The organism is Achromobacter sp., from assembly GCF_057314935.1.
In genome coordinates this window covers 49,882-69,385 of record NZ_DBHKZA010000029.1, presented here as the reverse complement: position 1 = coordinate 69,385, position 19,504 = coordinate 49,882, and the positions used below count along the sequence as shown (strand labels likewise).

The window sequence follows — 19,504 nt, the reverse complement described above, 5'->3', positions numbered from 1 at the left end:
CCGACGGGCGTCCCACGAAGATCTGAACAGCGTCCAAAGAAGATCCAAAGTACTCCCCACGAAGATCTGGACGCCGTCCCACGAAGATCCCCCGCCCGGCCCCCACAATCGCCTAGAATCCTCCCAATTCCAGTCCAGAACTCCCCGCCATGTCCGCCGCCCCCGCACCTCAAAGCGCCATCGCCTACGGCCTTGCCACTCTTGCCGCCGACGGCACGATTCTTGATACCTGGTATCCGCGCCCGTCGCTGGCCGATCACACCCCTGCCGGCGGCACCCGGCATCTGACGCCTGAAGAAGCGCGCGCCGCGCTGGGTGAGCACGTGCCCACCGCCCTTATCCGGGACACCCGCCGCAAAGTCGATATCGTCGCCGTGCGCACCGCGATCCCCTCGCTAGCGGAACCGCCCGCCGACGCGCATGACGCCTATCTGCGGCTGCATCTGCTCAGCCATCGCCTCATCCGTCCCCACGACGCCAACCTGGACGGCCTGTTCAGCGTGCTGGCCAACGTCGCGTGGACGTCCGTCGGGCCCTGCGCCGTCGACCAGGTCGACGCCTTGCGCTGGCAGCTGCGCGCCATCGGCCAGACGCTGGAGATCCGCGGCATCGACAAGATTCCCCGCATGACCGACTACGTCGTGCCCGGCGGCGTGCGCATCGCTGACGCTGCCCGCGTGCGGCTGGGCGCGCACCTGGCGGCGGGCACCACCGTGCTGCACGAAGGGTTCTGCAACTTCAACGCCGGCACGCTCGGCGCGTCCATGGTCGAAGGCCGCATCAGCGCGGGCGTCATCGTCGATGACGGCACCGACATCGGCGGCGGCGCGTCGATCATGGGCACCATGTCGGGCGGCGGCAAGCAGGTGGTGTCCATCGGCAAGCGCTGCCTGCTGGGCGCCAACTCGGGCCTGGGCATCTCGCTGGGGGATGATTGCGTGGTCGAGGCCGGCTGCTACGTCACCGCTGGCACGCGCGTGCTGACGCCGGAAGGCGCCGTGGTGAAAGCCGTGTCGCTGGCGGGCCAGCACGGCCTGCTGTTCCGCCGCAACTCGCAAACCGGCGCGGTGGAGTGCCTCGTGCGTACCGCGGCCTGGGGCACCTTGAACCCCGCGCTGCACGCGGGGCATTGAATCGAAAAGGGCCGCTGCGAGCGGCCCTTTCTTCATCCGGGAAAAGCCGGCGCGCCCGGCGCCGCTTGGGGCCGTGTCCCGGTCAGGCGTATTCCGCCGTCTGCCCCAACTGGTCGTACACCAGGTTCACCAACAGGTCCGAGCTGAGGATGCGCGTGGCCAAGCACGAGAACACCGTCTTGCCGCTGTCGTCTTGCAGGGTGACCGTCTCGGTCCAGTCGTTCAGGTCGATGCGCTTGAGCGACTCATAAGGCCAGGTGGCGCCGCCGATATGCAGGCCTTGCGCCGAGAGGGCCAGTTCTTGCGTTTCCAGGCCAGGGAACTCGCCGGCCTTGATATAGCGGAACGGAACGCGCGTGCCATTGGCGATCATGGCTTCCAGCACGGGCAGGCGCTGCTCGACGTAGCGCGAGCGGAATCCGTCCATGAATGCGGGAAAATCGCTGGTGCCGCTGGGCACCACGGTCCAGTCTTGGGCCGAATCCGTGCGGTAGGCAAAGCTGTCTACCTGACCCGCCGCGGCCGGGCCAGAGGCGAACAGGCAAAGATCCTGGATGTCCGCGAAAGCGGCGTAATCGCGTGTGTCGCCATGCTGGCTGACCACGCCCTTGTCATGCAATTCAAAGCGATCCGGGGCGCTCCCCGTGTGCGTAAACACCGCCAATGCGTCAGATGCCTGCGGGGTTTTGCTATTAGTCATGCAACTTCCTTATTCAGTTAGGGTGCTTTCGCGGCCCAGGACGTCGCAAAGTCATGCGACACGCATTCTCCCCCATATGAGGAATACGTGCTTGATGACCCCTTTTATCGCTGATAAAGGCCGCCCCCTTGGGGGCCGCAAGCACACGCGCGCGTCAGGCGCCCGGCGGTATCGGCACGAACGGATGGTGCCGCACATCCCCGCCGCCCGCGATGATCGCGGTCGCCTCCGGCACCTCTTCCCAGGCCCCGGGCATCTCGGTCAACGGCTCGGACAGCAGCAGGAAGGCGTCCTCGTCCAGCGCGGCGATCTGCGGGTCCTGCGGATACAGTTCGCGCAAATGGCGCACGCAGGTGTTGTGGAACAAGGTACGCGATTCGGCCTCGCTGGAATAGCGCACCGCGATCAGGCGATGACCGTCCAGCGCGCAGACGGTCATGTTGATGGGATGCGTGACGCCATGGCGTCGCCCGGTCTCTTCCACCGCGCCCACCATGCGGGCCAGCGCGGGGATCGGGTCTTCTTCCAGGCCGAACGTCAGCGCCAGCAGGAACATCACCTCGGAATCCGTCGACCCTTCCAGCGACCCGAAATACGCTGGCGCGATCATCAGCATCAGATCGCGGCGCAAAAGCGGATAGTCGCGGATGACGCCGTTGTGCACGAACAGCCACTGCCCGTGCCGGAACGGATGGCAATTGGTCTCTTGCGCGGGCGTATCGGTGGCCGCGCGGATGTGCGCGACGAAGAGCGGCGCATGGATCGCGCGCGCCGCCTCGCGCAGGTTGCGGTCGTTCCAGGCGGGATGCACGCTGCGGTAGCGGAACGGAGGTTCGGGAGACTGGCCCGCCGGGGCGCGGCCATACCAGCCCAGGCCGAAGCCGTCGCCGTTGGTCGTGGTGGCGCCCAGGCGCGCGTGCAGGCTCTGGTCGATCAGCGAGTGCTTGGCCTTGAAGAGCACGCTCTCCATCTGCAGGGGACTACCGGTGTAAGCCAGCCAACGACACATGACGCGCTCCTTCAAGACAGACTCGCCCAGTGTAGGAGCGACCCGCAATTTTCTACAAGCTTGCCCGTCCGCGCCGCGGCATAGTGCCATTTTCCCCGCATCAGCCGGAACCTGCCTGTGACTACGCCCTCATCCGTCCCCGCCCTGCAACAGGGTTTTTCCAGCGACAACATCGCGGGCGCCAGCCCGGAAGTCTTCGACGCCCTGCTGCGCGCCGGAACCGGCCAGGCCCCGGCCTATGGCACCGACGACGGTTCCTTGCGCGTGCAGCGCAAGCTGGCCGACATTTTCGAACGCGACGTGGACGTGCTGCTGGTGCCCACCGGCACCGCCGCCAATTCCATCAGCCTGTCCGCGTTGACGCCCCCTTGGGGCGCCGTGCTGTGCCACGCGCAGGCCCACATCGCCAATGACGAGTGCGGCGCGCCCGAGTTCTACACCAACGGCGCGCGCTTGAAGCTCTTGGGTGGCGAGGCCGCCAAGATCGATCCGGCTGAACTGGCCGTGGAAGCCCGCCGCAAAGTGGGCGACGTGCACTCCGTCCAACCATCGTGCGTCAGCATCACGCAGGCCACCGAAACCGGCGGCGTCTACACGCTGGATGAAATCAACGCCATCGGCGGCATCTGCCGCGACGCCGGCCTGCCCTTGCACATGGACGGCGCGCGCTTTGCGAATGCGCTGGTCAGCCTGGACTGCACGCCGGCGGAAATGACGTGGAAGGCGGGCGTCGAGGTCCTGTCGTTCGGCGCCACCAAGAACGGCGTGCTGGGCGCCGAGGCCATCGTGCTGTTCAATCCGGAACGGGCTCGTGAACTGGCGTTCCGCCGCAAGCGCGGCGGCCATCTGTTCTCGAAGATGCGCTTGCTGTCGGCGCAGCTGGAGGCCTATCTGGACAACGACTTGTGGCTGCGCAACGCCCGCCAGGCCAACGCCATGGCCGCAAGGCTGGCGGCCGGCATGCAAGGGCTGCCGGGCGTGGCGCTGCAAGGCACGGTGGACGCCAACATCCTGTTCTGCCAATTGCCTGCCCAGGCCATCGAAGGCCTGCTGGCCGATGGCTTTCGCTTCTATCATGACCGCTGGGGCCCGGGCGTCGTGCGCCTGGTGACGTCGTTCGCGACGCAGGAGCAGGATGTGGACCACTTCCTGTCCGCGTTGCGCGCGCGGGTGGCTTAAGACCTGTCCTGACTTGTGGGTCCGCGGCCTAGGCCGCGGGCTGGTACGCCGAAGGCGGCGCGCCGTAAGCCATGCGGAAGGCACGATTGAAGTGGCTCTGGTCATAGAAGCCCACGTCCGCCGCCACCTGGGCCACCGATACCCGTTCGGTGGCCAGCGCCGCGCAGGCGCGTTCCAGCCGCAGCCGCACCAACCATGCGTGCGGCGTCAGGCCCGCGGAATGCGTGAAACGCCGCAGGAACTGGAAGCGGCTCAGTCCGCATAGCCGGGCCAGGTCGTCCAGCGCGATCTTCTCGCACAGATGCGCCTGGCAATAGTCGCGCACGGCGTGCAGATGCGTGGCGGACAAGCCTCCCTTGACCGTTTCGGGCTGCACGGCGCCGGTGCGCGCGAACAAGGTGCCCATCAACGCCAGTGACTGCGATTCCTGCGCCAGCGGCTCATTCGGCGCGCCCGACATCCACACGCTGTGCAACGCCATGAAACGGGCGGCCAGCGCGGCGTCTTCCACCAATGTCGCAGAGAAGCGTTCCTCCGCCATGGCGCCCGACACGTCTTCGATGAAACCGCGCATCAGCTTGGCCGACAGGCGGAAGGTCTTCAGCGTGTACGAGGCGCCGTAGTCGTCGACGCCCGCGCCATCGTGGATCTCGCCCGGCGGCATCAGGGCAAGGCTGCCGGGACCCAGCAGGATGCTCCTGCCGCGAAAGCACTGGCGCTGCACGCCCTGCGTCACCAGGCCGATGTGGTAGTCCACATGGTAATGGCGGTCGAACTGGAACTCGCTGAACCGCGCCTGGCCCAGCACCAGCCCCGGCGTGCCGGGCACCGGGCGATATCGGACGTCGTCTTTCATGGCGTCGGCTCCCAAGCGCTACTTCTTCAACAGCGCCTTCAGCATCGCCATGCGCTCCTTGGGATTCATGGCGGCCGTGGCTTCGTCTTCCTGCACCCGCACATCACCCAGGCCCATCTCTTCGATGAAGCGCGACGGCTCGCGCACCAGGTCTTCACGGGCGCGGCGGCGGCGCTTGCACCAGCTCAGGTTCAGGCTGCGCTGCGCACGCGTGATGCCCACATACATCAGGCGGCGTTCTTCCTGGATGCGCGTGGCCAGGTTCTCGGCCGCGCGCGCGGGGTCACCGACTTCATCGTCCTTGCCCAGGTGAGGCAGCAGCCCTTCTTCCACGCCGGCCAGATACACGTGCGGATACTCCAGCCCCTTGGAGGCATGCAGCGTCGACATCTTGACGGCGTCGGGCTCTTCTTCTTCGCCACGCTCCAGCATGGTCACCAGCGCCACGTGCTGCACCAGGTCGAAGAGTGTCATGTTGTCTTCTTCGGCCTTGCGCTTGAGCCAGCCCGTCAGTTCCAGCACGTTCTGCCAACGCGTCTGCGCCGGGCGTTCCTCGAACAGTTCGAACAGGTGGCGCTCGTACTGGATGGCTTCCACCAGGTCGTCCAGGATGACGCCCGCGGGCTCGGCGGGCGCGGCGTCCTTGCCCGAGGCCGCGCCGCGTCCGGCACGCCACTGCATGCGCCGGATGAACTCGGCGAAGGTGCGCAGGGGGTCCAGCTGGCGCGGCGCCAGCAGGCTTTCCAGACCGGTTTCGGCCACCGCCGCCAACAGCGAGATCTCGCGCGAAGCCGCGTACTGGCCCAGCACCTGCAGGGTCGCCTGGCCGATGCCGCGCTTGGGCGTGGTGGCGGCGCGGATGAACGCGGGGTCGTCGTCGTCGTTGGCCAGAAGGCGCAGATACGACAGCACGTCGCGCACTTCGGTCTTGTCGAAAAAGCTTTGCCCGCCCGAGATCGTGTACGGAATCTTCAGATTGCGCAGCGCCTGCTCCAGGATGCGCGACTGGTGGTTGCTGCGGTACAGGATGGCGAAATCCTTCCACTGCGCCTGGCGTTCGAAGCGCGAGGCCGACACCTTCATGGCGATGGATTCGGCTTCCTGCTCTTCGCCGTCCATCGCCGACACCAGGATCGGTTCGCCCACGCCCAGGTCCGACCACAGCTTCTTGTCGAACAGCTTGGGGTTCTTCTCGATGACCTGGTTGGCGGCGGCCAGGATGCGCTGCACCGATCGGTAGTTCTGCTCCAGCTTGATGAGCTTGATGTTCGGATAATCGGTCGTCAGCTTGGCCAGGTTCTCGATGGTCGCGCCGCGCCAGGCGTAGATCGCCTGGTCGTCGTCGCCCACCGCCGTGAACATGGCGCGCGACCCGGTCAGCAGCTGCACCAGGCGGTACTGGCACACGTTGGTGTCCTGGTATTCGTCCACCAGCAGGTAGCGCACGCGGTTCTGCCAGCGCGTGCGCACTTCCTCGTTGCTGGCCAGCAGCAACGCGGGGATACGAATCAGGTCGTCGAAGTCCACCGCCTGATAGGCCGCCAGCGTGGCGGCGTAGCTGCGGTAGATGTTGGCCGCTTCGACGTCGCCCGGCGTGACCGCCTCGCGCGCGGCGTCGTCCGGCTCCAGCAGCGCGTTCTTCCACAGCGAAATGATGCCTTGCACGTGGCGCAGGCGGGCCTTGTCGGTGGTGGCCAGCAATTCCTGGATGATGGACATGGCGTCATCGGCATCCAGGATCGAGAACGTGGGCTTCAAGCCCGCGTTGCGCGCCTCTTCGCGCAGCATCTTCACGCCCAGCGAATGGAACGTGCTGATGATCAGGCCCTTGGACAGCTTGCGATCCACCAGCGTCTTCACGCGCTCGTCCATCTCGCGCGCGGCCTTGTTGGTGAAGGTCAGCGCCACCACGTTGCGGCCCATGTAGCCGCACTCGCGCAGCAGATACGCGATTTTCTGCGTGATCACACGCGTCTTGCCGCTGCCGGCGCCGGCCAGCACGAGGCACGGGCCGTCCAGGTAAAGCACCGCCTCTTTCTGGGCGGGATTCATGCCTTGACCAATAGATTCGCTTGCGGACATTTTGAGTTGGGTCGTCATGCATCGCGCTCGCCGCAATGCGGAGGCGGCCGCCAGGCGCAGGGCCTGCGGCCGCCCGTCAGCGGGCCGGTACTACGCGAGAAAATGGGGACGGGCGCAGCCGCCGATGCGGGCCTGCCGCGCCAGCGCGATAGAGGAAGACGATCATAGAACAATCGGATGGATGACGCATCGGCAGATCCCGAGGGGTCAGATCTCCAGCGGATCGACTTCCAGTTGCCAGCGCACGCGCGCCTCGTTGGCGATGTAGGGCAGATGGTGCGACCACGACGCCAGGAACGCCTGCAGGGCCGGCCGGCTGCTGCTTTCCACCAGCAGTTGCGCGCGTTCGATGTTGGCCACCCGCAGCACCCGCAGCGGCACGGGGTCGTACAGCATGATCGCGTCCAGCCCTGGAAAATCGGCCGCCCATTCCCCTTCGGGCAGCACCCGCGCGCGCTCCAAGAAAGCTTGCGCCACCTTCAGTTCGCGCGCCTCGGCCGTCAGCAGCGCCTGATAGACGAACGGCGGCAGGCCGGTGCTTTCGCGTTCATGCAGCGCATGCCGCGCGAAGCCCGCGTAGTCGTGCCGCAGCAGCGCCTGGTAGACGGGCTGCTCGGGGTAGCCGGTCTGGATCAGCACTTCGCCGTTGCCCTGGTGGCGCCCGGCACGGCCGGCCACCTGCATCAATTGGGCGAACAGGCGCTCGGGCGCGCGGAAGTCGTGCGCGAACAGCATCGAATCGGAATTCAGCACGCCGACCAATCCCAGGCGCGCGAAATCGTGTCCCTTGGCCACCATCTGCGTGCCGACCAGGATGTCCACTTCGCCCGCATGCACCGACGCGAACAACGCCTCGGCGCTGCCCTTCTTGCGCGTGCTGTCCGCATCGATGCGCAAGATGCGGGCGCCGGGGAACAGCTCGGCCAGATGCTCTTCGATGCGCTGCGTGCCGCGGCCCATCGGCGCCAGGTCCTGGTCGCCGCATTCGGGGCATGCGCGAGGCACCGGCGCCTGATAGCCGCAATGGTGGCACTGCAGGCGGTGGCCACGGCCCTCGGTGCGATGCAGCACGGTAAAGGCCGTGCAGCGCGGGCAATTGCTGACCCATGCGCACGACTGGCAATGCAGCACGGGCGAGTAGCCGCGCCGGTTCAGGAAGATCAGCGACTGCTCTTTGCGCTCCAGCCGCTGGCCGATGGCCTCCAGCAGGTGCGGCGACATGCCGTGCTTCATCTGCAGGCGGCGCGTGTCCACCAGCCGCATGGAGGGCAGGCTGCTGGATCGCGCCCGGGCCGGCAGCGTCAGGCGCAGGTAGCGGCCGCGCTCGGCGTGCTGCCAGGTTTCCAGCGATGGCGTGGCCGACCCCAGCACCACGGGGATATCCAGGTCATGGGCGCGCCACACGGCCAGGTCGCGCGCCGAATAGCGCAGTCCGTCCTGCTGCTTGTAAGAGGCGTCGTGTTCTTCATCCACGACGATCAACCCCAGCTTGCTCAAGGGCGCGAAGATCGACATGCGCGTGCCCAGCAGCATGCGCGCGTCGCCGCGCTGGGCGCGGGCCCAGGCCTGCAGGCGTTCGCCGTCGGACAGGCCGCTGTGCATGACGGCCAGCCCGTCCGGGCCCACCAGCGCCTCAAGGCGGGCACGCAGCGCGCCTTCCAGCTGCGGCGTCAGGTTGATTTCGGGCACCATCAACAGCACCTGGCGCCCCTGGGCCAGTACGCGTTCGGCGGCTCGCAGGTAGACCTCGGTCTTGCCGCTGCCCGTCACGCCATGCAGCAGCACGGGCTTGAAGCCGGCCAAGGCGCCGATGGCGTCCACGGCGGCGGCTTGCGCCTCGTTCAGTTCGGGCGGCTGGTCGGCCTTGGCCGGCGCACGCGCCGTCTTGCGCTTGCGGTTGTCCAGCCGCGCCACCGGGCCGCCCGCCGACCGCTTGCCCTGATACGCCGTGGGTTTGCGCAGGGGCGGCGGCAACGTCGGCAGCATCACCTCGCCCAGGGGCCGCTGGTAGTACTCCGCGGCAAACCGCGCCAGGCGCAGCCAATCCTCGTCAAAGGGCGGCAGGTCGTCCAGCACTTGCTCGATGGGGCGAATCTGCTTGGGGTCGAACGAGGGCTCGGCCGGGTTCTCCACCACCACCCCGATCATCTTGCGCCGCCCGAACGGCACGATCACGCGCAGGCCGACCGGCACCGGGGCATCGCTGCGGTAATCGAAGGGGCCGGGCAAGGGCACGTCGAGCGCCACGCGCACCCAGCAAACCGCAGCGGGAGTCGTAATCGGCGGCGCTTCAGACATGGATGCTGGGAGGGTGCATGGGGCGGGTGAGACCTGGATGGCGGGAAATGGCTAAGGGAGGCGCTGCGGGGGCAATTGTCGCCCCAACGCGCCAGCTTGCTCCAGCCCCGCCTGTGGATAACTTTGGGGAAAAGGCTGGGGCAACGTCAAGATTTGGAATAAGCGTAGATTGCGCACGCTGTTGCAATCCGGTGGAAAACTTGATTTTTGTTTTTAAAAACAAATACTTATGCAGTCTTCCAAGATTGTAAACTAGCTTCTAAAGGGTTTTCCCCGAGCAAAATCTTGCTGTGCACAAGTGTCCGCCGGGGCCCTCAAACTTCGGCCCTTCGGACCGAAGCGTTCACTCACTTACCCCCTCAGCGAGCGGCTGTGTTGGTGGACTTCGTCGACCAATTCCGCTACCGCTTCGGGCGGTGTAAACCGCGAAATCCCGTGTCCCAGGTTGAACACGTGGCCGCCCTTGCCCACCGGGCCGAAAGCGTCCAGCACGCGGCGAGCTTCCGTACGGATGGCGGACGCGCCGCCGAACAGCGCCATGGGGTCCAGGTTGCCCTGGAAGGCCACCGAATCGCCGGTGCGGCGGCGGGCCGCGGCCAGGTCCACCGTCCAGTCCAGGCCGACCGCATCGCAGCCGCAAGCCGCGATTTGCTCCAGCCACTGGCCGCCGCCCTTGGTGAAGACGATGACCGGCACGCGCCGTCCTTCGTGCTCACGGGTCAGGCCGGCCACGACCTTTTTCGTGTACGCCAGCGAGAACTGCTGGAACAGGCCATCGGCCAGCACGCCGCCCCAGCTGTCGAACAGCATGACGGCCTGCGCGCCTGCGGCGATCTGCGCGTTGAGGTATTGCAACGTGGCTTCGGCGTTGATTTCCAGGATCCGGTGCAGCAGATCCGGACGCGAATACAGCATCGTCTTGATCAGGCGGTAGTCGTCGCTGCCCTGCCCTTCGACCATGTAGCAGGCGATGGTGAACGGGCTGCCGGCAAAGCCGATCAGCGGCACCTTGCCGTCCAGTTCGCGACGGATGACGCTGACGGCATCGAACACGTAGCGCAGCTTGTCCATGTCGGGCACGGCCAGGCGCGCCACATCGTCCTCGGTGCGCACCGGGCGGGCAAAGCGCGGGCCCTCGCCCTCGGCGAAGTCCAGGCCCAGGCCCATCGCGTGCGGCACCGTCAGGATGTCCGAGAACAGGATGGCCGCATCCAGGTCGAAACGCTCAAGCGGCTGCAATGTCACTTCCATCGCATAGTCCGGATTCTGAGCCAGGCCCATGAAAGAGCCCGCCCGGGCGCGCGTCGCGCGGTATTCGGGCAGGTAGCGACCCGCCTGGCGCATCAGCCAGATCGGGGTATAGGGCACGGGCTCGCGCAAGAGCGAGCGCAAGAACACATCGTTCTTCAAGCTGGAAGCAGACACGACTATCCTCGATGATCGGAAGCCGTGATTTTACTTCCCCAAGCTGACAAGGCGCGCCGGCCAGCCAGACCTGGCTTGCTTGGGCGCAAGCCTGCGGCAGTTCTGTCGCGCATTTCCGCTTTTTCAGCACCGCGCAGGGTCAATCCCGGCGTTTCAGTCCTCTGCCCTGCGCGCCAGCGCCGCCTGCCGAAACGGCGCGGCCTCGATGCCGTGCTTGCGCATCAGCGCCCAGAATGCGCGGCGGTGCTTGTCGCAGGCCCGCGCCGCCTGAGCCACGTTGCCACCATGACGGGACAAGGCGTGACGGATGTAATCCCGCTCGAAACCGTCGACCACGCGCGATTTGGCCAGGCGGAACGATTCCTGCGCGGGCGCGCGCCGTGCCTCGCGCATGCCGGCCGCGGCCTGTGCGACAAGTTCAGCCGGCACCCGCGGACGAGCCGCCTCGTGCGCGCCCGCCTCGGCCGCGCCCGGGTAGCTGGCCGCCGGTTCCCGCACACCGGCGCGCGCCCCGTTGCGCCACACGGCAGGCCTCGCCATCCGGTCCAGACGCACCCGCATGCTTTCCAGGCACGCGGGCTGCGCGATGAAGTCCGCCACGCCCAAGCCCAGCAGGTCTTCGATGGCGGGGGCCTTCATGTCGTCCATCAGCAGCAGGATGGGCGTCGTCAGCGCGGCGCCTGCCTGCGCCAGGGCCATGCGTGCCCACGCGACCGTGGCCGGCGTCACAGGCAGGATGCAGCCGTCATAGCGCCTAAGCGATATCGCCAGGCGCGCGAGCACCTGGACGTCCTGCAACGGATGCGAGTCCGAGTCGGGGCCAGGCGCCGGCACTGCACCGGGCACGTCAGCGGGCACGTCAGCGGGCCCCGCGGTGTGGGTGCGAGCCAGCGGCACCAGGTGAAGCCGGATCCGCGTCAGCCGGGCTTGGGTCCGGGCAACCCAATCGCGCATGGCGCCTTCGTGGCCAGGCGCCAACAGCACCCCGCAATCCAGGACTTCTCGCACGCTTCCCCCCTTTGGCCAAGTCGGCAAAGTTGCAGGCTACTGTCGCGCACGCCGCGTCGCCATTCGTATTGAACGCATTGCGGTCGTCCCACACAGGCAACTGACGCACAGGCACAAACCGCGCGGGCATGAAAAAAGCGGCCACTGGCCGCTTTTTTCAATCCAGGGCGAACCCCGGGGGTACTGCTTTGCCGCTTAGTGCGAACGACCGCCTTGGCGCAGCTTGCGCGCCGCGATGGCTTGCGCAGCCAGCATGGCGAGTTCCGCTTCGACGACAGCGATGTCAGCCTTGTCCTTGGCGTTCGCAAGGGCCTCTTCGGCCTTCTTGCGAGCTTCCAGGGCACGGGCTTCGTCCAGGTCGGCGGCACGGATAGCCGTGTCGGCCAGAACCGTCACGCTGCCCGGCTGCACTTCCAGAATGCCCCCGGCGACGAAGATGTTTTCCTCGCCTTGGTCGGCACGAACGATCTTGACCGTCCCGGGGCGTATGCGCGAAATCAGCGGGGTGTGGCCGGGCAGAATGCCCAGTTCACCCGCTTCGCCAGGCAGCACCACGAACTTCGCCTCACCGGAGAAGATCGCTTCCTCTGCGCTGACGACATCCACATGCAGGGTAGCCATATCGGTTCCTTATTGCAGTTTCTTGGCCTTCTCGAAGGCCTCGTCGATCGAACCGACCATGTAGAAGGCCTGTTCCGGCAGGGCATCGCACTCGCCGTTCACGATCATCTTGAAACCACGGATGGTTTCGGCCAGCGGAACGTACTTGCCGGGCGAGCCGGTGAACACTTCAGCAACGTGGAACGGCTGCGACAGGAAACGCTGGATCTTACGAGCGCGGGCCACGGCCTGCTTGTCTTCCGGCGACAGTTCGTCCATACCCAGAATCGCGATAATGTCGCGCAGTTCCTTGTAGCGCTGCAGCGTTTGCTGCACGCCACGAGCCACGGCGTAGTGCTCTTCGCCGACGACTTGCGGGTCGAGCTGGCGGCTGGACGAATCCAGCGGGTCCACGGCCGGGTAGATACCCAGCGAAGCGATGTCACGCGACAGCACGACGGTGGAGTCCAAATGCTGGAAGGTCGTGGCAGGCGACGGGTCGGTCAAGTCATCCGCAGGGACGTACACGGCCTGGATCGAGGTGATCGAGCCCGTCTTGGTCGACGTGATGCGCTCTTGCAGCTTGCCCATTTCTTCAGCCAGCGTGGGCTGATAACCCACGGCCGACGGCATACGGCCCAGCAGTGCGGACACTTCGGTACCGGCCAGCGTGTAGCGGTAGATGTTGTCCACGAAGAACAGGATGTCGCGGCCTTCGTCACGGAACTTCTCGGCCATCGTCAGGCCGGTCAGCGCCACGCGCAGACGGTTGCCCGGGGGTTCGTTCATCTGACCGAACACCATCGCGACCTTGTCCAGAACGTTCGACTCTTCCATTTCGTGGTAGAAGTCGTTGCCTTCGCGGGTACGCTCACCCACGCCGGCAAACACCGACAAACCGCTGTGCTGCTTAGCGATGTTGTTGATGAGTTCCATCATGTTCACGGTCTTGCCCACGCCGGCGCCGCCGAACAGGCCGACCTTGCCGCCCTTTGCGAACGGGCAGACCAAGTCAATAACCTTGATGCCGGTTTCCAGCAGTTCCACCGACGGCGACAGTTCGTCGAAGCGGGGAGCGCTTTGGTGGATGCCACGCTTTTCTTCGTGTTGGATCGGGCCGGCTTCGTCGATGGGACGACCCAGCACGTCCATGATGCGGCCCAGCGTGCCGGTGCCGACCGGCACCGAGATCGGGGCGCCCGTGCCGGTGACCTTCATGCCGCGGCGCAGGCCGTCGCTGGAGCCCAGCGCAATGGTACGCACCACGCCGTCGCCCAGCTGTTGCTGCACTTCCAGCGTCAGACCCTTTTCGGCGAACGAGGAGGACTCGTCCTCAGCCAGGGTAAGCGCTTCATAAATCTTGGGCATGTGATCGCGGGGGAACTGAATATCCACCACGGCGCCGATGCACTGAACGATGGTTCCGTTGCTCATGTCGATTCCTTGCTTGATAGCTTTAGATGGGAGCTGCCTGCCTTAAACGGCGGCAGCGCCCCCTACGATTTCCGAAATTTCTTTGGTGATCGCGGCCTGACGGGTCTTGTTGTAGACCAGTTGCAGCTCTCCGATGACCTTCTTGGCGTTGTCCGACGCCGCCTTCATGGCGACCATCCGGGCCGACTGCTCCGAAGCCATGTTCTCGGCCACGGCTTGATACAGCAGGCCTTCAACGTAACGCTGCAGCAGGTCGTCGATCACGCTACGGGCGTCGGGTTCGTAGATGTAATCCCAGCTGTAGTCCGACTTCACTTCCGACGTCTTGGCCAGGCTCTCGGCACCCGTTTGGTACGGATCTTCCAAACCACTAGCCAACGGCAGCAGACGCAAGAACAGCGGCTCCTGCTTCATCGTATTGACGAAGCGGGTCGATGCCACGTACAGCGCGTCGATGCGGCCATCCAGGTAGGCGTCCAGCTGCACCTTGATCGCGCCCAGCAGGCGGTCCAGTTGCGGCTTGTCGCCCAGTTGCACTTCCTGGGAAACCAGTTTGGCGCCGATACGGGTCAGCACACCCACGCCCTTATTGCCGAAAGCGGTCGCTTGCACGGCGATGCCGTTTTTCTCGAACTCTTTCAGCTTGCCCAACGTCACGCGAGTGATGTTGGTGTTCAAGCCGCCGCACAAACCCTTGTCAGTCGTCACCATGACCACGCCGACCGCTTTGATTTCGCGTTCGACCAGGTACGGGTGGCTGTACTCGGGGTTGGCCTGCATCAGGTGCGCAGCAATCTCGCGCACCTTGGTGGCGTACGGACGACCAGCACGCATCCGTTCCTGCGCCTTGCGCATTTTGGATGCGGCGACCATTTCCATCGCCTTGGTGATCTTGCGCGTGTTTTGCACGCTCTTGATCTTGGTTCGGATTTCCTTAATTCCGGGCATTGCGCTTTCCTGTGAAGACTGGCCGATGGGTTCCGCTCACGCCTCAACCATCCGGTAAGGATAGGTGAGGCGTTGCAGACGCCTAACCCATCACTTTCTTAAAAAGCACCGTGCTTCTTGAATTCCTGAACGGCGGTGGCCAATTCGGCCTCGTCGTCCTTGGACAGTTCCTTGGTGTCTTCGATGCGCTGGATCATGGCCGCATGCTTGGCCTTCAGTTGATCCTTGAGCGACTTCTCGAACGACAGCACTTGGGCCACGTCCACGTCATCCAGGTAGCCGTTGTTGACCGTGTACAGCGTGACGGCCAGTTCCCACACTTGCAGCGGCTGGTATTGCGGCTGCTTGAGCAGTTCGACCACGCGCTTGCCGCGTTCCAGCTGGCGACGGGTCGCGTCGTCCAGGTCGGAAGCGAACTGCGCGAAGGCGGCCAGTTCACGGTACTGCGCCAAGTCGGTACGGATACCGCCGGACAGCTTCTTGACGACCTTGGTCTGCGCAGCGCCACCCACACGCGACACCGAGATACCGGCGTTGATTGCGGGGCGGACACCGGCGTTGAACAGGTCGGTTTCCAGGAAGATCTGGCCGTCGGTGATCGAGATCACGTTGGTCGGAACGAAGGCGGACACGTCGCCTGCCTGCGTTTCGATGATCGGCAGTGCCGTCAGCGAACCGGTCTTGCCCTTGACGGCGCCGTTGGTGAACTTTTCGACGTAGTCTTCGTTCACGCGGGCAGCACGTTCCAAGAGGCGCGAGTGCAGGTAGAACACGTCGCCCGGGTAGGCTTCGCGGCCCGGCGGACGGCGCAGCAGCAGCGACACTTGGCGATAGGCCCAGGCTTGCTTGGTCAGATCGTCATAAACGATCAGGGCGTCTTCGCCGCGATCGCGGAAGTATTCGCCCATCGTGCAACCGGCGTAGGCGGCCAGGTATTGCATGGCGGCCGAGTCGGAAGCCGAAGCGGCCACGACGATGGTGTATTCCATCGCGCCGTGCTCTTCCAGCTTGCGGACCACGTTGTTGATCGTGGAAGCCTTCTGGCCGATAGCGACGTACACGCAGGTGACGCCCTTGCCCTTCTGGCTGATGATCGTGTCGACAGCGACAGCGGTCTTGCCGGTCTGGCGGTCGCCAATGATCAGTTCGCGCTGGCCGCGGCCGATCGGCACCATCGAGTCGATAGCCTTGATGCCGGTTTGCAGCGGCTGCGACACCGAGCGGCGGGCGATAACGCCAGGCGCCACTTTTTCGATGATGTCGGTTTCTTTGGCGTTGACCGGACCCTTGCCGTCGATCGGCTCGCCCAGCGTGTTGACCACGCGGCCTTTGAGTTCCGGACCAACCGGGACTTCCAGAATGCGGCCGGTCGTCTTGACCTGGTCGCCTTCGGAGATGCCGGTGTAGTCGCCGAGGATAACGGCGCCGACGGAATCGCGCTCAAGGTTGAGCGCCAGACCGAAAACGTTGTTGGGAAATTCGAGCATTTCGCCCTGCATCACATCGGACAAGCCGTGGATGCGGGTAATACCGTCGGTCACGGACACGACGGTGCCCTGAGTACGGACATCAGCCGAAGCGCCCAGGCCCTCGATGCGGCTCTTGAGCAGTTCGCTGATCTCGGAGGGATTGAGTTGCATATTGACTCCTGGAATCCTGTTAGTTGCCTTAAGCGGCGAGCTGATCGCGCATGCGGACCAATTGGGCTTGTACGGAAGTATCGAGCACCTGGTCACCGACAGCCACGCGCACGCCGCCGATCAACGACTTGTCGACGGTGACGTTGGGCTTGAGCTTGAGGCCGAATTTTTGTTCGAGCGCGGCAACCAGTTCTTTGACCTGGTCGTCGCTCAGTTCGAACGCGCTGGTGATTTCCGCCTGCGCCGTGCCCTCGTGACGATTCCGCAGCACCACGAATTGCGTGGCGATGTCGGGCAGCAGCAGCAGTCGGTCGTTTTCAACCAGCAGCTCGATGAAATTACGGGCGGCCTGCGGCAGTTCGACCTTGATCAGGCCGGAAAACAGCTCAACGCGCTGCTTGTCGCCCAGACGCGGGTCGGCCATGGCCTCGCGCACGTCGGGGTTGGAGGCGACCTGCGACATTTCGCTGACCAGGTCGGCCCAGGCCGGCAAGCCGGCCTTGTCGTCGCGCGCTGCGCTGAAGAGCGCTTCAGCGTAGGGACGGGCAACAGTGGAAAGTTCAGCCATGACGGTCCCGGATTAAAGCTGCGCGCGAAGCTGGTTCAGCAGCTCGGCGTGGGCGCGGGCGTCAACCTCGCGCTTGAGGATCTGTTCAGCACCCTTGACAGCCAACGCAGCAACGTCGTCGCGCAGCGAGTCACGAGCGCGCTGAACTTCCTGCGCGGCATCTTGAGCTGCTTGAGCCACGATACGGGCGCGTTCAGCTTCCGCTTCACGGCGGGCTTGCTCGATCAGGGAGGCGGCTTGCTTTTCGGCCTCGATGATGCGGGCGTGGTTTTCGGACTTGGCAGAAGCCTCGATAAGACTGACACGCGCCTGGGCTTGAGCCAAGTCGGCTTTGCCCTTCTCCGCGGCGGCAAGGCCGTCGGCGATTTTTTGGCGGCGCTCGTCCATCGCCTTCGTCAGAGGAGGCCACACGAATTTCATCGTGAACCAGCCCAGAACGAAGAACACGAGCATCTGGAAAATGATCGTCGCGTTCAGATTCACGGTCGTTCCTTTAACACCTTGCGGCTCCGACCGCACCCGGAAAGGGGCGTCACGGAGCACTCGATACTTTGCTGACCGGCGATGGGACTTGCGCCCTCATCGCCGCCAGCGTCATGACCCGCCTATTCGCCGGCGGGCGCTGCCTTAGCCGACGAACGGGTTGGCGAAGGCGAACAGCATGGCAATACCCACGCCGATCAGGAATGCCGCGTCGATCAGGCCAGCCAGCAGGAACATCTTCGTTTGCAGAGCGTTCATCAGCTCAGGCTGACGAGCCGAAGCTTCCAGATACTTGCCGCCCATCAGTGCGATGCCGATGCAAGCGCCGATAGCACCCAAACCGATGATGAGACCGCAAGCGAGGGCAACGAAAGCGACGTTGGTCATGACAACTCCTTGGTTAGAAATCTGAAGTCAAAAATTGAAAAATAAGGGGTACAGCTCAATGCAAGATAATCTTGCTATCCCACGCTGGCCGGGTGGCCAGCGCAGGAAATTCGGGGGATCAGTGGCCTTCGTGTGCCTGGCCGAGATACACCAGCGTCAGCATCATGAAGATGAAGGCTTGAAGAAGAACGATCAGGATGTGGAAGATCGCCCAGATGGAGCCGGCCAGGATGTGGCCGATTCCCAAGCCGATGCTGGCACCGTTAAAGCCGGTCCAGGCGCCGCCCAGGAGGGCGATCAGCATGAAAATCAGTTCGCCGGCGAACATGTTGCCGAACAACCGCATGCCCAGCGACACGGACTTGGCGGCGTATTCGATCAGGTTCAGCAGCAGGTTGAACGGGGCCAGCACGACGGCGCCCAGGCCATGCGCATGGAACGGCGCGGTGAACAGTTCTTTGACGAAACCGCCCGGGTGCTTGATCTTGATGCCGTAGTAGAACATCAGCAGCAGCACGCCCAGCGACATGCCCATCGGCACGTTCAGGTCGGCGGTCGGCAGAATGCGGTGGTAATAGAGGGGATCGCCATGTTCCGCACCCAGGCCGGTCAGGCGCCAGATGGAGGGCAACAGGTCAACCGGCAGCAAGTCCAGCGCGTTCATCAGGATGATCCAGAGGAACACGGTGAGCGCCAGCGGGGCGATGAAAAGACGGCTCTTGGCGTTGTGGACGATGCCCTTGGCCTGGTCGTCGACCATGTCGACGATCATTTCCACGAAAGCCTGGAAGCGGGTCGGCACGCCACTGGTGGCGCGGCGAGCAGCGCGCCACAGAAAGAAAATCACGATCAGACCCATCAGGCCGGACCAGAACAACGAGTCGTAATTGATGATGTCGAACTGAGCAATTGCGCTCTGTTTCTCACCGGTATTGTTCAGATGCACCAGGTGATGCTGAATATACGCGGACTGAGGCGACACGTCGCTGGCAGCAGCCATTTGAATCCTACCCTATTTGCTGTATGCCCGAACCCTTGCGAGCCGGACGATTCCACGATCACGTTTGCCGCTACTGACTACTCGGCGCTAAGACAACTTGCGGAACATCAAGAGCAGGAGGTAGCCCTTCAATGTGAGTATCAGACCGAGCAATGCAGCGGGCCACACCAGGGTGTCCTGCGCCACACGCGAAAGCCCCCACAACAGCAATGCCGTTGCGAACAACTTGATCAACTCACCAGAGAGAAAGGTAAAGGGACTGGCGCGACCGGCCCGAACGCTGACAACCAGGCGCAATGCGAACAACGCATTGGGTATGAAATACGCTCCCGCCCCCGCCAGCGCCGACCAACCCGCCGCCGCCCCTCCGACAACCCCCGCAATTACTGCTGCTGCGAGCCCCATGGCGCCTTGCGCCGCCAATGCCAACAGGAGCCCGCGGCTAGCTTGAGCATTCAGCGCCGCGCGATCCGCGTCGCTGAGAACCAGAACCTTGTCCATCTCGTCCTGGTCCAACAAACCCTGTTGCACATGTTGCATCGAGTTCTGCTGCATCAAACTTCCCCGCTGTACTTCTTGCCCCTATCAGAACCGGCGTGCCCGCACTTGAAACCTGATGCTTTGGCCTTACATAGGTCAAAGGCACCGCTCTCAGTACGCGCTAGTGTCTGGATCCAGCCTGCCCGGGTTCGCTTTTCAGCCTATGCTTTTCAGCCTTCGCTTTTCAGCTCTCGCCTATTCAGCATCCGCTATT

At 64.5% G+C, this 19,504-nt stretch carries 18 protein-coding genes; 2 read left to right on the top strand and 16 right to left on the bottom strand.

Features of this window, described 5'->3' with window-relative positions:
* Window positions 1-149 precede the first annotated feature (149 nt).
* Window positions 150-1,133, top strand: a complete 984-nt coding sequence (gene dapD, locus ACO6D5_RS13125) for a 2,3,4,5-tetrahydropyridine-2,6-dicarboxylate N-succinyltransferase (RefSeq protein ID WP_485825614.1) — start codon at window positions 150-152, stop codon at window positions 1,131-1,133.
* An 82-nt stretch (window positions 1,134-1,215) separates the two neighbouring features.
* Here dapD and ACO6D5_RS13120 read toward each other — a convergent pair whose 3' ends face one another.
* Together ACO6D5_RS13120 and ACO6D5_RS13115 are read right to left on the bottom strand one after the other, a co-directional pair.
* A complete protein-coding gene (locus tag ACO6D5_RS13120) occupies window positions 1,216-1,833 on the bottom strand; it encodes a hypothetical protein (RefSeq protein ID WP_315844932.1) in 618 nt (205 codons plus the stop codon).
* Between the two features lie 154 nt (window positions 1,834-1,987).
* On the bottom strand, window positions 1,988-2,842 hold the full coding sequence (locus ACO6D5_RS13115) for a class II glutamine amidotransferase (protein ID WP_485825613.1): 855 nt from the start codon (window positions 2,840-2,842) through the stop codon (window positions 1,988-1,990).
* A 117-nt stretch (window positions 2,843-2,959) separates the two neighbouring features.
* Here ACO6D5_RS13115 and ACO6D5_RS13110 point away from each other — a divergent pair, with 117 nt between their 5' ends.
* The gene (locus tag ACO6D5_RS13110) at window positions 2,960-4,021 is read left to right on the top strand and encodes a beta-eliminating lyase-related protein (protein ID WP_315844930.1); all 1,062 of its coding nucleotides are present in this window, start codon (window positions 2,960-2,962) and stop codon (window positions 4,019-4,021) included.
* Window positions 4,022-4,049: 28 nt separating this feature from the next.
* Here ACO6D5_RS13110 and ACO6D5_RS13105 read toward each other — a convergent pair whose 3' ends face one another.
* The 14 genes from ACO6D5_RS13105 to ACO6D5_RS13040 all read right to left on the bottom strand — a co-directional run bounded on the left by ACO6D5_RS13105 (window position 4,050) and on the right by ACO6D5_RS13040 (window position 19,251).
* The gene (locus ACO6D5_RS13105; RefSeq protein ID WP_485825612.1) at window positions 4,050-4,877 is read right to left on the bottom strand and encodes an AraC family ligand binding domain-containing protein; all 828 of its coding nucleotides are present in this window, start codon (window positions 4,875-4,877) and stop codon (window positions 4,050-4,052) included.
* 18 nt (window positions 4,878-4,895) lie between these two features.
* Window positions 4,896-6,959, bottom strand: a complete 2,064-nt coding sequence (locus tag ACO6D5_RS13100; RefSeq protein ID WP_315844936.1) for a UvrD-helicase domain-containing protein — start codon at window positions 6,957-6,959, stop codon at window positions 4,896-4,898.
* A 207-nt stretch (window positions 6,960-7,166) separates the two neighbouring features.
* Complete coding sequence (locus ACO6D5_RS13095) at window positions 7,167-9,257, bottom strand: primosomal protein N' (RefSeq protein ID WP_315844928.1); 2,091 nt, start codon at window positions 9,255-9,257, stop codon at window positions 7,167-7,169.
* A 351-nt stretch (window positions 9,258-9,608) separates the two neighbouring features.
* The gene (gene hemE, locus ACO6D5_RS13090; protein WP_105559611.1) at window positions 9,609-10,682 is read right to left on the bottom strand and encodes a uroporphyrinogen decarboxylase; all 1,074 of its coding nucleotides are present in this window, start codon (window positions 10,680-10,682) and stop codon (window positions 9,609-9,611) included.
* 153 nt (window positions 10,683-10,835) lie between these two features.
* On the bottom strand, window positions 10,836-11,690 hold the full coding sequence (locus ACO6D5_RS13085; protein ID WP_485825611.1) for a helix-turn-helix domain-containing protein: 855 nt from the start codon (window positions 11,688-11,690) through the stop codon (window positions 10,836-10,838).
* 195 nt (window positions 11,691-11,885) lie between these two features.
* Window positions 11,886-12,311: a F0F1 ATP synthase subunit epsilon gene (locus tag ACO6D5_RS13080; protein WP_006227271.1), complete on the bottom strand. Its 426-nt coding sequence runs from the start codon at window positions 12,309-12,311 to the stop codon at window positions 11,886-11,888.
* A 9-nt stretch (window positions 12,312-12,320) separates the two neighbouring features.
* On the bottom strand, window positions 12,321-13,724 hold the full coding sequence (gene atpD / locus ACO6D5_RS13075; protein WP_315844926.1) for a F0F1 ATP synthase subunit beta: 1,404 nt from the start codon (window positions 13,722-13,724) through the stop codon (window positions 12,321-12,323).
* A gap of 42 nt (window positions 13,725-13,766) precedes the next feature.
* On the bottom strand, window positions 13,767-14,672 hold the full coding sequence (gene atpG / locus ACO6D5_RS13070) for a F0F1 ATP synthase subunit gamma (RefSeq protein WP_006227273.1): 906 nt from the start codon (window positions 14,670-14,672) through the stop codon (window positions 13,767-13,769).
* A 98-nt stretch (window positions 14,673-14,770) separates the two neighbouring features.
* Entirely contained in the window at window positions 14,771-16,312 is a 1,542-nt protein-coding gene (atpA, locus tag ACO6D5_RS13065) for a F0F1 ATP synthase subunit alpha (protein ID WP_088591228.1), read from the bottom strand.
* A gap of 28 nt (window positions 16,313-16,340) precedes the next feature.
* Entirely contained in the window at window positions 16,341-16,880 is a 540-nt protein-coding gene (locus ACO6D5_RS13060) for a F0F1 ATP synthase subunit delta (RefSeq protein ID WP_088591229.1), read from the bottom strand.
* Window positions 16,881-16,892: 12 nt separating this feature from the next.
* Window positions 16,893-17,363, bottom strand: coding sequence for a F0F1 ATP synthase subunit B (locus ACO6D5_RS13055; RefSeq protein ID WP_006227275.1), 471 nt, complete (start codon window positions 17,361-17,363; stop codon window positions 16,893-16,895).
* A gap of 144 nt (window positions 17,364-17,507) precedes the next feature.
* Window positions 17,508-17,750, bottom strand: coding sequence for a F0F1 ATP synthase subunit C (gene atpE, locus ACO6D5_RS13050; RefSeq protein WP_003815363.1), 243 nt, complete (start codon window positions 17,748-17,750; stop codon window positions 17,508-17,510).
* A 118-nt stretch (window positions 17,751-17,868) separates the two neighbouring features.
* On the bottom strand, window positions 17,869-18,750 hold the full coding sequence (atpB, locus tag ACO6D5_RS13045; protein WP_006227276.1) for a F0F1 ATP synthase subunit A: 882 nt from the start codon (window positions 18,748-18,750) through the stop codon (window positions 17,869-17,871).
* A gap of 87 nt (window positions 18,751-18,837) precedes the next feature.
* Complete coding sequence (locus ACO6D5_RS13040; RefSeq protein WP_035214069.1) at window positions 18,838-19,251, bottom strand: ATP synthase subunit I; 414 nt, start codon at window positions 19,249-19,251, stop codon at window positions 18,838-18,840.
* Window positions 19,252-19,504: the final 253 nt, after the last annotated feature.

Excerpts from the sequence above, each read along its gene's own strand:
- dapD (WP_485825614.1), top strand. The coding sequence starts at position 150 with ATGTCCGCCGCCCCCGCACCTCAAAGCGCCATCGCCTACGGCCTTGCC.
- ACO6D5_RS13120 (WP_315844932.1), bottom strand. The coding sequence starts at position 1,833 with ATGACTAATAGCAAAACCCCGCAGGCATCTGACGCATTGGCGGTGTTT.
- ACO6D5_RS13115 (WP_485825613.1), bottom strand. The coding sequence starts at position 2,842 with ATGTGTCGTTGGCTGGCTTACACCGGTAGTCCCCTGCAGATGGAGAGC.
- ACO6D5_RS13105 (WP_485825612.1), bottom strand. The coding sequence starts at position 4,877 with ATGAAAGACGACGTCCGATATCGCCCGGTGCCCGGCACGCCGGGGCTG.
- ACO6D5_RS13100 (WP_315844936.1), bottom strand. The coding sequence starts at position 6,959 with ATGTCCGCAAGCGAATCTATTGGTCAAGGCATGAATCCCGCCCAGAAA.
- ACO6D5_RS13095 (WP_315844928.1), bottom strand. The coding sequence starts at position 9,257 with ATGTCTGAAGCGCCGCCGATTACGACTCCCGCTGCGGTTTGCTGGGTG.
- ACO6D5_RS13080 (WP_006227271.1), bottom strand. The coding sequence starts at position 12,311 with ATGGCTACCCTGCATGTGGATGTCGTCAGCGCAGAGGAAGCGATCTTC.
- atpD (WP_315844926.1), bottom strand. The coding sequence starts at position 13,724 with ATGAGCAACGGAACCATCGTTCAGTGCATCGGCGCCGTGGTGGATATT.
- atpG (WP_006227273.1), bottom strand. The coding sequence starts at position 14,672 with ATGCCCGGAATTAAGGAAATCCGAACCAAGATCAAGAGCGTGCAAAAC.
- atpA (WP_088591228.1), bottom strand. The coding sequence starts at position 16,312 with ATGCAACTCAATCCCTCCGAGATCAGCGAACTGCTCAAGAGCCGCATC.
- ACO6D5_RS13060 (WP_088591229.1), bottom strand. The coding sequence starts at position 16,880 with ATGGCTGAACTTTCCACTGTTGCCCGTCCCTACGCTGAAGCGCTCTTC.
- atpE (WP_003815363.1), bottom strand. The coding sequence starts at position 17,750 with ATGACCAACGTCGCTTTCGTTGCCCTCGCTTGCGGTCTCATCATCGGT.
- atpB (WP_006227276.1), bottom strand. The coding sequence starts at position 18,750 with ATGGCTGCTGCCAGCGACGTGTCGCCTCAGTCCGCGTATATTCAGCAT.
- ACO6D5_RS13040 (WP_035214069.1), bottom strand. The coding sequence starts at position 19,251 with ATGGACAAGGTTCTGGTTCTCAGCGACGCGGATCGCGCGGCGCTGAAT.